We start from the raw sequence: 14,423 nt of genomic DNA, 5'->3' as shown, positions 1-14,423 counted from the left end.
TTGTGCCACAGCAACCGTCACACTTTTGCGGTTTTCCTCCGCTTGTGCTTGCTTGAGGGCGCCGGCATCCCACCTATAGGGTGCTTGGCGGCAGGGGTTTAAAAGAAAGCAGTTATGTTAGCGCGACCGATCGAACCGACCAACACCGAGACGGAGTTGGCCCCCCCGAACGTAGGCCCGACGCGGGTCGACGCCTTCGGCATTGCCCAGCGCCATTCGCGCCGCGTGCGTATCTTGAAGCTGGCGGTGCCGCTGGTCGCTGCCGTGATCGCGGTCGCCTTCCCGGTCTATTCGTATCTCGCGGCGCCTGTCTCGATCCAGGTCCAGGCCGACGGCAGCGCCTTCGCCGATGGCAAGCTGGTGATGGCCAACCCCAAGCTCAACGGGTTCACCAAGCAGAAACTGCCCTATTCCATGACCGCCTTCCGCGCCATACAGGACGTGAGCAAGCAAGGCATCATCGATCTGGAGGGCATCGACGCCAAGCTGCCGATCTCGGCCGACAATGTGGCGGCCGTCAATGCCTCGCGCGGCACCTACAATCGCGATGGCAACACGATGAGCCTGACCAGCGATGTCACCATAACCACCACCGACGGCTTGGAGGCAAAGTTCAAATCGGTCTTTCTCGACATGGGCAAAGGCACTATGAAGACGAGTGATCCGGTCGACGTCAGCCGTGGCGGGTCGCGGATTACCGCAGATTCGATGTCGATCCAGGACAACGGCAAGATCGTGGTTTTCGAGAACAGAGTGCGTGTCAACATCGATCCCGCCAGCTTGAAGGCGGCAGAGGCAATGAGCGGAGCATCCAATGCGGTTCAGTAGTTCGGCACGGCTTGTGGCCGCGGCTTCGGCGTTGCCGGCCCTAGCGCTGGTTTTGGGGCTGGGCTTGGGGATGACGCCGGCTCTGGCGCAGTCCAAGGCCACCAGCCAGCTGTCGGGCCTCAAACTGTCCGGCGACAAGCCCATCCAGATCGAAAGCGACAAGCTCGAGGTTCGCCAGGCGGATAGCGTCGCCGTGTTTACAGGCAATGTAAGCGTCGTCCAGGGTCCGACCGTGCTCAAGGCCGGCAAGATGACGGTCTATTACGTCAAGGATGCCGGCGCTGCCGCCAAGGGCACGGAGGCCGCCGGTGCCGCGATGACCGGCTCGGCCAACATCGACCGCCTGGAGGTCGCCAACAAGGTCTATATCAAATCGGATGACCAAGTCGCCACCGGCGACCGCGGCACTTTCGACATGAAGACGGAAGTGCTGGTGCTTTCAGGCAGCAAGGTCGTGCTTTCGCAAGGCGACAATGTGCTGGTCGGCTGCAAGCTCACCGTGCAGATGAAGAGCGGCCTGGCCCAGGTCGACGCCTGCGGGGGCCGCGTCATGATGTCGATCACGCCGCCGAAGTCGGGAGCGGCGAAGCCCTGATGGCCGACGTAGCATCGCTGATGGCGCGTCTCTCAGGACGCGCCGCCGGCAAACTTGCGGCGCCGGCCACGGTCACTGTCGACACGGTAAAGTTCAAGGGAACCTTGATCGCGAAGGGCCTGACCAAGAGCTACAAGGGCCGCAAAGTCGTCAGCGGCGTGACGATCGGCGTGCGCGCCGGTGAGGCGGTCGGGTTGCTCGGCCCCAACGGCGCCGGCAAGACGACCTGCTTCTACATGGTCACCGGCCTGGTGCCGGTCGACGAAGGCACGATCGAAATCGACGGCTTCGATGTCACCTCGATGCCGATGTACCGCCGTGCCCGCCTCGGCATCGGCTACCTTCCGCAGGAAGCGTCGATCTTTCGCGGCCTGACCGTCGAGCAAAACATCCGTGCCGTGCTCGAAGTGGTCGAAAAGAGCCGCAAGGAGCGCGAACGCAGTCTCGACGAATTGCTCGAGGAGTTTCACATCAGCCATCTGCGCAAGGCCCCGTCGCTGTCGCTTTCCGGCGGCGAGCGGCGGCGCCTAGAAATCGCGCGCGCACTGGCGACCCGACCGGCATACATGTTGCTCGACGAACCTTTCGCCGGCATCGATCCGATCGCCGTCGCCGATATCCAGCAACTCGTGCGCCATCTGACGGCGCGGGGCATCGGCGTGCTCATCACCGATCACAATGTCCGCGAGACGCTCGGCCTGATCGACCGCGCCTACATTATCCATGCCGGCCAGGTGTTGACCCATGGTCGGGCCGACGAAGTTGTCGCAAACCCGGATGTGCGGCGGCTTTATCTCGGTGAAGGATTTACACTCTGAGCGTGAATATTTCTGTCCAAGCGCGCTTTTTGACGCGTGACAGGCCTTTTTCTCCGATTTCTCGTCCGAATAACGCGCCGACAGGCGAGTTTTGATCGCCATCGCCTTGACAAGCAAAAGCCGGGCCAGTTTCTATGCCCAACTCCTTCCGGCAGTCCGGATGCGTAGACAGGGCGTTTAACCGAACCATGGCGTTGGCGGCAAAACTACAGCTACGACAGTCCCAGTCGCTGGTGATGACGCCGCAACTCATGCAGTCGATACGGCTGCTGCAGTTCACCCACATCGAGCTGGAACGGTTCATCGACGACGAAATCGAGCGCAATCCTCTGCTCGAGCGCGCCGAGCCGCAGGACGACGCCGTCAGCGACCAGGCGCAGAAGGTCGACGTCGCGCCGGAAACGGCCCCCGGCGGCGACTGGTTCGAGACGGAAACGGCGTGGAGTGCCGAGGCGATCTCGGAAAAGCTCGATACTTCGCTGGAAAACCTGTTTCCCGACGACCCCGGCACCAGCGAGCGGCTCGGTCCCGACCTGACGGCCCAATGGAAGTCGGCCTCCGGCAATGGTTCCGCGTCCTCGTCCGACGGCTTCGACGTCGCAGACATGGCGGCCGCCGCCATCACGCTGCGCGAGCATGTCGGCGAACAGGTCGCGCTTGCCTTCGCTGACCCGGCAGCACGACTGATCGCCAGCGAACTGGCCGATGGTCTCGACGAGGCCGGCTATATGCGCGCCGACATGGCCGAGATCGCCGCCCGTCTCGGCACCGACAAAACAGCAGTGACGAATGCGCTCGCTGTCTGCCAAACGTTCGAGCCGGCCGGCATCTTTGCCCGCGACCTCGCCGAATGCCTGTCGCTGCAGCTCGCCGTGCGCGACCGGCTCGACCCGGCGATGAAGGCTTTGATTGCCAATCTCGAACTCCTGGCGCGGCGCGATTTCCAGACCCTGAAACGGATTTGTGGGGTCGACGAGGAGGATCTGCTCGACATGCTGGCCGAGATACGTGCGCTCGATCCGCGCCCAGGGATGGCGTTTTCGGGCGGCGCCAGCGACGCGATCGTCGCCGATGTCGAAGTGCGGGCGGCCAATGACGGGAGCTGGGTGATCGAACTCAACTCTGAAACGCTGCCGCGCGTGCTGGTCGACCATATCTATTTCGCCCAAGTTTCACCGCATGCGAAGAACCAGACGGAAAAGGATTTCCTGGCGGAATGCCTGCAGAATGCCAATTGGCTGACGCGTAGCCTCGACCAGCGGGCGAAGACCATCCTCAAGGTCGCCTCGGAAATCGTGCGCCAGCAAGACGCTTTCCTCGTCCATGGCGTGCGTCACCTGAAGCCGCTCAACCTGCGCACGGTGGCCGATGCCATCGGCATGCACGAATCGACCGTCAGCCGGGTCACCGCCAACAAATACATGCTGACGCCGCGCGGCGTGTTCGAACTGCGCTATTTCTTCACCGCCTCGATCGCTTCGTCGGGTGGCGGCGACGCGCATTCGTCGGAGGCGGTGCGCGACCGCATCAAGCAGTTGATCGACGAGGAGAAAACCGTCGACGTGCTTTCCGACGACGCGATTGTGGATATGTTGCGGGAAAGCGGCGTCGATATCGCCAGGCGCACGGTCGCCAAGTATCGGGAGGGCATGAATATTCCCTCGTCGGTGCAGAGACGGCGTGAAAAACGCGCCTTGGCCAGCGCCGGGCGGTGATCTCCGACGGAATTTCCACAGCTTTTGCGCTTCATTGACAAGCCGCAACGAAGTGGCTAGAAGCCCGCCCGCATGAGACGGGCTACTGCCCGCATGCGGATGGTCCGTCACGACGTTGGCCACGGGACGGTCAAAGAAGGCGGCTTGTGATCAACCGGAAAGTTCGGATTTAAAATCGGCGCAAGTGACGCCGCAAAGCTTGTGCGCACAGATCACGGGTATAAACTCGGGACAGTTTGAAGCCTGAGCAAGGAAGGTCAGTTTTCAGATGACACTGCGCATATCAGGAAAACACATGGATATCGGCGATGCGTTCCGTACGCGCATCAACGACCGTGTCGGGGAAGTGATCGGGAAATATTTCGATCGGGGCTTTTCAGGTCAAATCGTAGTCGTCAAATCGGGATCGCGCTACACGGCCGATTGCATGATCCGGCTGGATTCCGGCGCTTCGCTGCAGGCGACCGGTGAAGCCCAGGACCCGACGCTCGCTTTCGAGGCCTCGGCGGATCGCCTTGAAACCCGCCTTCGGCGCTACAAGCGTCGGCTGAAGTCACATAATTTAGGCAATGCCAATGGCGAGCTCACCGACATCGCCTATACGGTGATGGCGCCGCTTGCCGACGATGATGAGGAAATACCGGAGAATTTCGCGCCAGCCATCGTTGCCGAATCAACCATGACGCTGCGGACCATGTCGGTGGCGTCAGCCGTGATCGAGCTCGACACCAAGGACACCCCGGTCCTCGTCTTTCGCAATGCCGGAAACGAGCATCTCAATATCGTCTATCGTCGGCCGGACGGAAATATCGGCTGGATCGACCCATCTACGACCAAAGTCGCGCAGGGATGACGACCCAGGGTCGCACAGAGATGACGACCCAGGGTCGCACAAAGATGACGACCCAAGGTCGCACAGAGATGACGACCCAGGCCGCACTGGGATAAGGAACCAGCCGCACGCGAGAGTGAGGACTGGCGACGGCAGGCGAACAAGGGATTTCAAGTATGGATCTGAGCGATCTTATCAACGTTCCGGCGATTTTGCCGGCGTTGAAGGCGAACTCCAAGAAGCAACTGCTGCAAATGCTGTCCGAAAGGGCGGCGGCGATTTCCGGCATTCCGGAACGGGAGGTGTTCGACACCATCCTGCAGCGTGAACGGCTGGGCTCGACCGGTGTCGGCAACGGCATCGCCATTCCGCATGGCAAGCTGGCCGGGGTGAAGCGGATCGCCGGCGTTTTCGCCCGGCTGGAGACGCCGGTCGATTTCGAGGCGCTGGACGACCAGCCGGTCGATCTGGTGTTCCTGCTTTTGGCGCCCGAAGGCGCCGGCGCCGATCACCTCAAGGCGCTGTCGCGTATCGCGCGGGTGCTGCGCGACGCCGACACGGTGGCCAAGATCAGGGGCACCCGCGACGCCGCAGCGATCCACGCGCTTTTATCGGATACACAGGCCTCGCACGCGGCCTGAGCTTTTTTTGATCAGATCCGTTGAAGGGCCGCCGTGGGCGGCCCTGTCCGTTCCAACCAGATCGCTGTGCCGTATTGTTAATTTAGTGGATGGCGACGGGGGTCAGGTCGTTTTCCAGGGCGCCGGCCAGCGCCCGGTCGCGAGCGTCCGAAAGCAGGATCGGCTGGCCATTGGCGGCAAACAGGGCCCACAGTTCCAGGCCGGGCGCGATTTCGCCGAGGCCCGGGAAACGGCCGCGCAGATCGTCGCTCGACACTTTCCTGAGATAGGCGACCGTGCCTTCGCCGAGATGAGCGAATTCGCCGCTGGTCATGATGAGATTTTCGTCAGTTCTGGTCATTTAAGCCTCCTTGGCGCGAGGACGCCACTCAAGGCCGCCTCGCATGAGAGCCATCGGCAAAAGTCAGTCTTTCACCGATATGTTTATTTTCCGTACCAGCCGTTCGGACTCGGGCCGATCGAGATCGATCGACAAAAGGCCGTTCTTCAGCTCCGCCGCGATCACCCGCATGCCGTCGGCCAGCACGAAACAGCGCTGGAACTGGCGCGCGGCAATGCCGCGATGAAGAAATTCGCGCTCGGTATCGTCGTTCTGACGGCCGCGCACGACCAACTGGTTTTCCTCCGTGGTCACATCGAGATCGTTTTCAGCGAAACCGGCGACAGCGAGCGTGATACGCAGCCTTTCGGCCTTGCCGTCGGCACCGCTGAGGCGCTCGATGTTATAGGGAGGGTAGCTGTCACCTGACTTCGCCAGACGTTCCAGGGTCTTTTCCATGGCGTCGAAACCCAGAAGAAGCGGGCTGGAGAAAGGCGTCATTCGGCTCATGTTACACTGTCCTCTCAAGAGCGACATAAAGCGGAAAAACCCGGATGGCATTTTTCCCGATGGTCTTGATATGGTCCGCCCCGCGGTCAAGTTCAAGCCGTCGAAAGCCCCGCCCAAAAAGACTCCCCAAACAAGGAATTGAAATGCCCCAATCCCGCAAGATCATCATCGACACGGATCCCGGCCAGGATGACGCCGTCGCCATATTGCTGGCACTCGGCAGCGCCGAGCTGGAGATCGTCGGTATGACCGCCGTTGCCGGCAACGTGCCGCTGAGGCTCACCGAAAAGAATGCACGCAAGATCTGCGAACTGGCCCGCAGGCCTGACATCAAGGTCTATGCGGGCGCCATCCGGCCGCTGGCGCGCGAACTGGTCACCGCCGAGGAGGTGCATGGCGAGACCGGCCTCAACGGACCGCAATTGCCCGAGCCGACAATGAAGCTGCAGGACCAGTATGCGGTCGATTTCATCGTCGAGACGCTGATGAAGGAAGAGAGCGGCACGATCACGCTCTGCGCGCTCGGACCGCTCACCAACATCGCGCTGGCGCTGATCCGCGAGCCGAAGATCGCGCCGCGCATCAAGGAAATCGTGCTGATGGGCGGCGGCTTCTTCGAAGGCGGCAATGTCACCCCGACCGCCGAATTCAACATCTATGTCGACCCCCATGCCGCCGATGTCGTGTTCAAATCAGGCATCCCGATCGTCATGATGCCGCTCGACGCTACCCATAAGGCGCTGACCACGGCCAAGCGCACCCAGGCCTTCCGCAAGCTCGGCACCAGGGTCGGCACGGCCACGGCGGAGATGCTGGAATTCTTCGAGCGCTTCGATGAGGAGAAGTACGGCACCGATGGCGGCCCGCTGCACGACCCTTGCGTCATTGCCTATCTGTTGAAGCCGGAACTGTTCGGGGGCCGCGACTGCAACGTCACCGTGGAAACCGCCTCCGAGCTCACCATGGGCATGACCGTGATCGACTGGTGGGGCGTGACCAAGCGGCCGAAGAACGCCATGGTGATGCGGGACATCGACCATGATGCGTTTTTCGCGCTGCTGCTGGAAAGGCTGGGGCGGCTGTGAAAGCCTCCTTCTCCCCGTTCACGGGGAGAAGTCCCGGCAGGGGGATGAGGGGCGGCGCACCCGTCGGTATTTTTGCTTGCAACCTTGGAGCTGCCCCTCACCCGGTCGCTGCGCGACCACCCTCTCCCCGTAAACGGGGCGAGGGAAGGGCTCTCACTTCGCCTTTGAAAACGCCAGCCACAACCCGCCGCCAACCAGGAAACTGCCGCTGATCCGCGACAGCAGCTTGACGCGGCCGGCCGACAACAGGCGTCCGGCGCGGCCGGCGGCGAGCGCGAAGGTCGAATCCGACACGGCGGCGAAGATCAGGGCGGTGAGACCCATGACGACGATCTGCAATGTGTAGTTGCCTTCAGGGGCGATGAACTGCGGAAAGAAGGCGCCGAAGAACACCAGCGTCTTGGGATTGCTGATCGCTACCAGCAGGCCCTGCAGGAAGAAGCCGCCGCGCGGCGTCTTCGCCGATCCGTCGGCGTTCAGCTTGCCCTTCGAGCGGAACATCTGCACGCCCATCCAGATCAGATAGGCGGCGCCGATCAGCCTGACCCACTCGAACCAATGGCCCATGCCCGCGATCAATGAGGTCAATCCGATGCCGACAATGGCGATCATGATGGCCAGCCCGGCCTGTGTGCCGGCGACGTTGGCGAGGCCGGCGCGGGAGCCATGGCGGATGCTGTTGGCGATGATCAGCGTGACCGTCGGTCCGGGCACCAGGACAATGACGATGCAGGCAACGACATAGGTAGCGTAGAGTTCCAGCGACATGGTTTTCCTCGACAATATACGGCTTTGCGACGCGGCCGACCGTGATCAATGCATGACAGCAACGACGGTGCAAGCCGGCAGCATATGTCGCTGGCAGCCTTGACCTGGATTTAGGCTCCGGCCGGCCACGGCAGCGTCACCTCGTAGGCCGCCGCTGCTCTCAGCACGGCCATGTCGCCGCGCGGCCGCCCGATCAATTGCATGCCCATCGGCCTGCCTCTGGCATCGAAGCCCGCCGGTACGTTGACCGCAGGGCAGCCGCCCAGCGTGGCGAGCGCTGAAACCTGCATCCAGCGGTGATAGCTGTCCATGGCACGCCCGGCCACTTGTGTCGGCCAGTGGGTGGAGACTTCGAAGGGGAAGACCTGCGCGGTCGGCAGCGCAATGAGGTCGAAGCGGTCGAAGAGCGACAGCAGGGTTTTGTGCCACGACGAGCGCCTCACCGTGGCAGCGTGGATCTGCGGCGCCGTGAGGCGCAGCGCATGTTCCACCTCCCACACGGCCTCCGGCTTCAGAAGACTGCGTTTCAAGGGATCGTCGTAATGCGCCTTGAGCGCACAACCGCTGCTCGCCTGGCGCAGCGTCACAAAGGCCTGCCATAGCGCTTCGAAGTCGAAATCCGGCACCAGCGCTTCGGTCTGAAAGGATATGTTGGCGAAGCGGCCGAGAGCGGCCTCGCAAAGATCAAGGATGCCGGGTTCAACCGGCAGATGGCCGCCAAGATCGCCGAACCAGGCGATGCGGCCGCCGGCCGCCGCCGTTTGCAGCCCTTCGAGGAACGAGCCGTGCTTGTGATGTGAGAGCGGCGCGCGAGGGTCGTAGCCGGCCTGCTCGTCTAGCAGCAGCGCCATGTCGCGCACGCTGCGGCCCATCGGCCCTTCGACGCCCATCTGTGCGTGAAAGACGTCGAGGTCCGGGCCCGCCGGGACCAGTCCTTGCGACGGGCGAAAGCCAAAGACATTGTTGTAGGCGGCCGGGTTGCGCAGCGAGCCGCCAAAGTCGCTGCCGTCGGCGACAGGCACCATGTCGAGCGCCAGCGCGACCGCCGCGCCGCCGCTCGAACCGCCGGCGGTCAAGGCTGGGTCGAAAGCGTTGAGCGTCGGGCCGAACACGGCGTTGTAAGTGTTGGAGCCAAGCCCGAATTCGGGAACATTGGTCTTGCCAATGATGATGGCGCCGGCCTTGCGGACGCGTTCGACGAAGAAATCATCCTCTTGCGGCACGAAATCGGCGAAGATCGGCGAGCCGAAGCTGGTCCTGAGGCCCTTGGTCTGCGCGAGATCCTTGATGGCGATTGGCAGGCCGAACAGGGGGCCGGAATGCCCTGCATGCGCCAGATGGGCGTCTGCCTGATCGGCCTCGCGCAAGATGTCGGCACGGTCGCGCAGCGAGACGATGGCGTTGACCAGCGGATTCACTGCGTCGATCCGGTCGAGGAATGCCGTCACCACCTCGCGGACGGAAAGCTGACGGCGCCGGATCGCGCCGGCAAGGTCCACGGCGGACAGGCGGCAGATATCGCCGGCAGGCGGCACGGCGTGTTTTGTGGCAGGACGCATGGCTCTCACCTAGCTGGCGGATTTTTGTAGCGCCGCGTCGACTTCCTTCGCCTGCGGGATCGACGGCTGGGCGCCGGGCTTCAGGCAAGCGAGCGAACCAGCGGCTGCAGCACGGGCGAGCGCCTGTTCGAGCAGCAGGCCGGACGACAGGCCGGCGGCGAAATAGCCGCAAAACGTGTCGCCGGCGCCGACCGTGTCGACCGGAGTGATCTTCAGCGCCGGAACCATCAGAAGATCGGCTGGCGTGGCAGCCAGAACGCCGTCACCGCCGAGCGTGACGACGATTGTGCGGCCGGTCTTCCCGGCGTAATCGCGCATCCGCGCCGGGCGATCGCGACCGCTCAGCGACAGCGCCTCGCCATAGAGATCGAATTCGGTTTCGTTGGCGACGACATAGTCGGCCTTGCCGAGGAAGGCGGTCGCCTCTGCACGGAAGGGTGCCGTGTTGAGCACGGTGATCGCGCCTGCCGCCCGTGCCGCGTCCAGTGCGGCATCGACGGTGTGCAGCGGGATCTCCTGCTGCAAGAGCACGACATCGCCCTTTTTCATGAAAGCCTTGGAAAGATCGCCCGTCACGACCGAATCATTGGCGCCCGGCACCACGGCAATGACGTTCTCGCCGTCGTCGGCGACCATGATCAATGCCGTGCCGGTCGAGGCGAATGTTTCACCGACACCAGACAGGTCGATCTTGCCGTCCCGCAGCAGCGCCAGCGCTTCAGTGGCGAAGTTGTCCTTGCCGACGGCGCCGACCATGCGCACCTTGGCGCCGGCGCGTGCGGCGGCCAGCGCCTGGTTGGCGCCCTTGCCGCCAGGTGCGGTGGTGAAGCCGGAGCCCCGAACCGTCTCACCCGGTGCGGGCAAGCGGTCGACATTGGCGATAAGGTCGAGGTTGATCGAGCCGACAACGATTATCAAGTGGTGCCTCCCTGCTGACTGCGCGGGAAGCTAGCCCGGAAGACAGCTGCTTTCCAGAGCGGGCAGTCATTTCGCGGGTTAACGAAAAACACCGGCGAAAGCGTCTCGCCGGTGTCGCAAGGTCTGTTTGGGTATCAGCGCACGAGGCCGTGAACTATTTCAAGGCGCGACCTGTCCCGCTTCCCAGCCAAGGATGGCGCGTTTGCGGGTCAGGCCCCAGTGGTAGCCGGTGAGCGCGCCGGACTTGCCGAGAGCCCGGTGGCACGGCACCACGAACGACATCGGATTGGCACCGACCGCGGCACCCACCGCCCGGCTGGCGCTCGGTGCGCCGATGCGGGCGGCGATCGAGGAATAGGTGCAGGCCTTGCCCATCGGGATGCGCAGCAGGGCTTCCCAGACGCGAACCTGGAAGTCGGTGCCGATCATGACGACGCGCAGCGGCTGGTCGGCGCGCCACAGCGCCGGATCGAAGACGCGCGCGGCATAGGGCGCCGTCGCAGCCATGTCCTCGACATAGTTTGCGTTCGGCCAGCGGCTGGACATGTCGGCGAAGGCCGCACGCTCGCCGCCGGCATCGTTGAAGGCGAGGCCGGCAAGCCCGCGGTCGGTGACCATGATCAGGGCGATGCCGAATGGCGAGATATGATAGCCGTAGCGGATCGTCAGCCCGGCGCCGCGCGTCTTGTAGTCGCCCGGCGACATCGCCTCGTGGGTGACGAAAAGGTCGTGCAACCGTCCGGGACCTGACATGCCGACCTCGAAAGAAGCTTCGAGCAGCGGCATGCCGGAATCGAGCAGTTTGCGCGCGTGGTCGAGCGTGACGGCCTGCAAGAAGGCCTTGGGCGACAGGCCGGCCCAGCGGGTGAACAGCTTCTGCAGCCCGGTCGGCGTCTCGCCAACCTCCTCGGCCAGTATTTCGAGCGACGGCTGGTCACGGTAGTCAAGGCTGATCTTCTCGATCGCGCGCCGAACAACTTCGTAGTCACCGCCTTCGGGCGTGATGTCTTTCTTCAGAATAGCGGTCTGTGCGTTCATAGGACTGTCTCCTTGACGCGAATATCGTCCTTCGCGGCGCCGATCACCACCCGAAACTTGCCTTCTTTCCGCACATCCCCAGATAGAGTTGGCTTCGGGAAAGGAGCCGATGATGGCTGGCGAAAAGGTGCATCTCACCAAGGAGAAGGAGACGCTGCTGATTACCGTGTATGGCAAGGCGTTGGAGAGCCGGTTGCCTCAATCACTGCTGAAAGATCATTTCGCGGACGAGGCGGTTCGCCGCATCTAGCGCGCCTTGGCGGTCGCCAGGGCGCGCGAAAAGGCTGACGCAAAGCTCTCTCGGTCGTCGGGATTGAGGAAGCCGCCGATCGGCACATTCTGGCCTTGTGCTTCCACCGCCATTCTGGTGATGCCGATCTCGGCGTGCCGGGCGACCGAAAAACGCGCCCAGAACGGATTGAAGCGATGCGCTTCCGATTTACCTGACGGCGCCGTCTTTCGGATGTCGAGTCTGGTGCGCGAGACCGAAACCTCCTCGCAGGCGCGGGCGGCACGATAATTGGCGCGAAAGGCGATGTAGACGGCGATGACGTCGAGACCGAGGAAGCCGAACACCGGCCAGGCGCCGCGCGACAGGAAAAACGCTCCGGTGACCAACGAGCCGAACAGCAGAGCGCCCATCAGGATGGCAAAGCCGGTTTTGCCGAGCGACCGATGCGGTATCAGCAACGCCTGGAAGAATGGCTCGTCGGCCTGAAATGAGGCGTTTGTGTCGCTCATGGCGGGATATTATAGGAAGGGGATGACGAACCCCAAGTCCAAAAATTCCTCCACACCCAAAAACGACCTGCCCCGCGGCCGACGCGACGGCCCAACTGCCAAGCCGCGTGCCCGGCCGGTGCGGTCCCATTCGCTCTACAGCCCGGCCGAGGTGCACGAGATTTTCCGACGTTTTTCCGTTCAGCGGCCCGAGCCGAAGGGCGAGCTCGAACATATCAACGCCTTCACGCTGCTGGTGGCAGTGGTGCTTTCGGCACAGGCGACCGATGTCGGCGTCAACAAGGCGACGCGGGCGCTGTTCAAGGTCGCCGACACGCCGCAAAAGATGCTGGCGCTCGGCGAGGCCAAGGTCGGCGATTATATCCGCACCATTGGGCTTTGGCGCAACAAGGCGAAGAACGTCATTGCGCTGTCGGAAGCGCTGATCCGCGACCATCACGGCGAGGTGCCTGACGACCGCGACCAACTGGTCAAGCTGCCGGGCGTCGGCCGCAAGACCGCCAACGTCGTGCTCAACATGGCCTTCGGCCAGCATACGATGGCGGTGGATACGCATATCCTGCGCATCGGCAACCGGCTCGGGCTGGCGCCCGGCAAGACGCCGGAACAGGTCGAGCAGGGGCTGTTGAGGATCATTCCGGACGAATACATGCGCCACGCGCATCACTGGCTGATCCTGCATGGCCGCTATGTCTGCAAGGCGCGCAAGCCGGATTGTCCGGTCTGTGTCATCGCCGACATCTGCAAGGCCGAGGAAAAGACGACCGATGTGCCGGCGCCGCTGGTCGAGATCGCCCCACTCGAACCGGTAGGCGAAATTCAGTAGCCGTAGCCGCGCGCCATCGCCGCCGCGAAGACCGGGATCAGCAGGAAGATGAACGCTTCGGCGCGGACATAAGTTCGAACGGATGCAAGTTGCGCAGCAGGCACCTGGAAGCCGGGGCTGGCCGAGGCCTGCCTGCTCCAGGAGCCGAAGCGGACCGTCGGGACGATCGACAACAGGCCGACGATGACGAAGGTCGCCATCTTTGCCCAGAACACCCAGTTGTAGACGTAAAACTCCCAACCCTTCAGGCCGTAGATGACGCGGGCGATGCCGACGATGATGATCAGCATGGCGATGATGCCATAGTGGCGATCGATGCCGACAAGCCGCCGGAGCGTCGCTGCGGGCAGATCGCCGCGGATCAGGACAAATTCGGCGCCGATGATGCCCGCCAGTGAAAACACCAGCAGATGATGAAAGATGGCAAGCAGAAGGTCGGTGGTATCCATGCCCTTTTCCCTCCGTCGGATGGCACAGCGGACGCTGAATCGGCTGCTGGTGAAAAGTAGCACCGCTGGGCAGGATTCACATTGGGCTGGAAGATGATCTGCACAGGCTTTGGCTCTTGTTTGGTGCAGGCGATTTGGATCTCTGTCGCATGTCGCTGTCCCCAAAACCGCCGAGCAGTCTTGGGCGACATGCACTAAGCACACAGGCAACCGCAACCGAAGGCATGACACATGGGTAATCTACAGGCGCTCGTCGCTCCCGTCATTGAAACCCCGCGCACCGTGCTGCGGCCGCACCGGCTCGATGATTTCGAGGCCTATGTCGCCATGTGGGCCGATCCGGCCGTCACCCGCTTCATCGGCGGCAAGCCGCGCACGCGGGAGGAAAGCTGGATGCGCTTCCTGCGTCATGCCGGCCTGTGGTCGCTGCTGGGCTACGGCTTCTGGGCGATCGAGGACAAGGCGACCGGCCGCTTCATCGGCGAGGCCGGCTTTCACGATCTGAAGCGCGATATCGTGCCGTCGATCGAAGGCGTTCCGGAGGCCGGCTGGGCGCTGGCTTCGAGCGCACATGGCCAAGGGTTCGCCAGCGAAGTCGTCGGACGGGTTCTCGCCTGGGGCGATGAAGCATTCCGGCGCGCAAGGACCGTCTGCATCATCGATCCGGAAAACACCGGTTCGCTGAACGTCGCCGCAAAATGCGGCTACAGGGAAGTTTTGCGGACCACCTATCACGACAATGCGACGATCCTGCTCGAACGGCGGCCGTGAGGGTTGCTGC

18 protein-coding genes are annotated in these 14,423 nt (G+C 63.0%); 10 read left to right on the top strand and 8 right to left on the bottom strand.

Annotated elements, in window-relative coordinates:
• The first annotated feature begins 114 nt into the window (after window positions 1-114).
• The 6 genes from lptC (at window position 115) to ptsN (ending at window position 5,429) form a co-directional block, all read left to right on the top strand.
• Window positions 115-828 (top strand): LPS export ABC transporter periplasmic protein LptC, encoded by a 714-nt coding sequence (gene lptC / locus EN885_RS04140; protein WP_128244237.1) that lies wholly within the window; start codon window positions 115-117, stop codon window positions 826-828.
• On the top strand, window positions 815-1,423 hold the full coding sequence (locus EN885_RS04135; RefSeq protein ID WP_095488394.1) for an LptA/OstA family protein: 609 nt from the start codon (window positions 815-817) through the stop codon (window positions 1,421-1,423). The genes lptC and EN885_RS04135 overlap by 14 nt, the downstream gene beginning before the upstream one ends.
• Window positions 1,423-2,241, top strand: a complete 819-nt coding sequence (gene lptB, locus EN885_RS04130; protein WP_095488396.1) for an LPS export ABC transporter ATP-binding protein — start codon at window positions 1,423-1,425, stop codon at window positions 2,239-2,241. Before EN885_RS04135 ends, lptB begins: the two co-directional genes overlap by 1 nt.
• Before the next feature lie 188 nt (window positions 2,242-2,429).
• On the top strand, window positions 2,430-3,956 hold the full coding sequence (gene rpoN / locus EN885_RS04125) for an RNA polymerase factor sigma-54 (RefSeq protein ID WP_128244238.1): 1,527 nt from the start codon (window positions 2,430-2,432) through the stop codon (window positions 3,954-3,956).
• Between the two features lie 268 nt (window positions 3,957-4,224).
• On the top strand, window positions 4,225-4,809 hold the full coding sequence (raiA, locus tag EN885_RS04120) for a ribosome-associated translation inhibitor RaiA (RefSeq protein ID WP_095488399.1): 585 nt from the start codon (window positions 4,225-4,227) through the stop codon (window positions 4,807-4,809).
• A gap of 155 nt (window positions 4,810-4,964) precedes the next feature.
• Entirely contained in the window at window positions 4,965-5,429 is a 465-nt protein-coding gene (gene ptsN / locus EN885_RS04115; RefSeq protein WP_095488401.1) for a PTS IIA-like nitrogen regulatory protein PtsN, read from the top strand.
• An 82-nt stretch (window positions 5,430-5,511) separates the two neighbouring features.
• On the opposite strand, the gene EN885_RS04110 is transcribed toward ptsN, so the two are convergent.
• On the bottom strand, window positions 5,512-5,769 hold the full coding sequence (locus EN885_RS04110) for a DUF1150 family protein (protein ID WP_095488403.1): 258 nt from the start codon (window positions 5,767-5,769) through the stop codon (window positions 5,512-5,514).
• Between the two features lie 63 nt (window positions 5,770-5,832).
• Window positions 5,833-6,258, bottom strand: coding sequence for an Hsp20 family protein (locus EN885_RS04105; protein ID WP_023797450.1), 426 nt, complete (start codon window positions 6,256-6,258; stop codon window positions 5,833-5,835).
• Window positions 6,259-6,401: 143 nt separating this feature from the next.
• On the opposite strand from EN885_RS04105, the gene EN885_RS04100 reads away from it, so the two are divergent.
• Entirely contained in the window at window positions 6,402-7,343 is a 942-nt protein-coding gene (locus tag EN885_RS04100) for a nucleoside hydrolase (protein ID WP_128244239.1), read from the top strand.
• Between the two features lie 153 nt (window positions 7,344-7,496).
• On the opposite strand, the gene EN885_RS04095 is transcribed toward EN885_RS04100, so the two are convergent.
• The 4 genes from EN885_RS04095 to EN885_RS04080 all read right to left on the bottom strand — a co-directional run bounded on the left by EN885_RS04095 (window position 7,497) and on the right by EN885_RS04080 (window position 11,626).
• Window positions 7,497-8,111 (bottom strand): LysE family translocator, encoded by a 615-nt coding sequence (locus EN885_RS04095; RefSeq protein WP_095488407.1) that lies wholly within the window; start codon window positions 8,109-8,111, stop codon window positions 7,497-7,499.
• A 110-nt stretch (window positions 8,112-8,221) separates the two neighbouring features.
• Window positions 8,222-9,670 (bottom strand): amidase, encoded by a 1,449-nt coding sequence (locus tag EN885_RS04090; RefSeq protein ID WP_095488409.1) that lies wholly within the window; start codon window positions 9,668-9,670, stop codon window positions 8,222-8,224.
• A 9-nt stretch (window positions 9,671-9,679) separates the two neighbouring features.
• Window positions 9,680-10,588: a ribokinase gene (locus tag EN885_RS04085; RefSeq protein ID WP_095488411.1), complete on the bottom strand. Its 909-nt coding sequence runs from the start codon at window positions 10,586-10,588 to the stop codon at window positions 9,680-9,682.
• 159 nt (window positions 10,589-10,747) lie between these two features.
• Window positions 10,748-11,626, bottom strand: coding sequence for a methylated-DNA--[protein]-cysteine S-methyltransferase (locus EN885_RS04080; protein ID WP_095488413.1), 879 nt, complete (start codon window positions 11,624-11,626; stop codon window positions 10,748-10,750).
• A gap of 112 nt (window positions 11,627-11,738) precedes the next feature.
• Here EN885_RS04080 and EN885_RS04075 point away from each other — a divergent pair, with 112 nt between their 5' ends.
• On the top strand, window positions 11,739-11,876 hold the full coding sequence (locus EN885_RS04075; protein WP_245492996.1) for a hypothetical protein: 138 nt from the start codon (window positions 11,739-11,741) through the stop codon (window positions 11,874-11,876).
• Here EN885_RS04075 and EN885_RS04070 read toward each other — a convergent pair.
• The gene (locus EN885_RS04070) at window positions 11,873-12,367 is read right to left on the bottom strand and encodes a DUF2244 domain-containing protein (RefSeq protein WP_128244240.1); all 495 of its coding nucleotides are present in this window, start codon (window positions 12,365-12,367) and stop codon (window positions 11,873-11,875) included. The two genes, EN885_RS04075 and EN885_RS04070, sit on opposite strands and share 4 nt — an antisense overlap.
• A gap of 22 nt (window positions 12,368-12,389) precedes the next feature.
• On the opposite strand from EN885_RS04070, the gene nth reads away from it, so the two are divergent.
• A complete protein-coding gene (gene nth, locus EN885_RS04065) occupies window positions 12,390-13,193 on the top strand; it encodes an endonuclease III (protein ID WP_128244241.1) in 804 nt (267 codons plus the stop codon).
• Here nth and EN885_RS04060 read toward each other — a convergent pair.
• Window positions 13,187-13,642, bottom strand: coding sequence for a DUF2214 family protein (locus EN885_RS04060; protein WP_095488419.1), 456 nt, complete (start codon window positions 13,640-13,642; stop codon window positions 13,187-13,189). The genes nth and EN885_RS04060 overlap by 7 nt on opposite strands.
• Before the next feature lie 231 nt (window positions 13,643-13,873).
• Here EN885_RS04060 and EN885_RS04055 point away from each other — a divergent pair, with 231 nt between their 5' ends.
• A complete protein-coding gene (locus EN885_RS04055) occupies window positions 13,874-14,413 on the top strand; it encodes a GNAT family N-acetyltransferase (RefSeq protein WP_128244242.1) in 540 nt (179 codons plus the stop codon).
• Window positions 14,414-14,423 lie beyond the last annotated feature (10 nt).

The organism is Mesorhizobium sp. M6A.T.Cr.TU.014.01.1.1 (genome assembly GCF_004022765.1).
Taxonomy (GTDB): Bacteria; Pseudomonadota; Alphaproteobacteria; order Rhizobiales; family Rhizobiaceae; genus Mesorhizobium; species Mesorhizobium mediterraneum.
The sequence above is the reverse complement of the archived record's forward strand: the minus strand, read 5'-3'. Positions and strand labels throughout refer to the sequence as shown.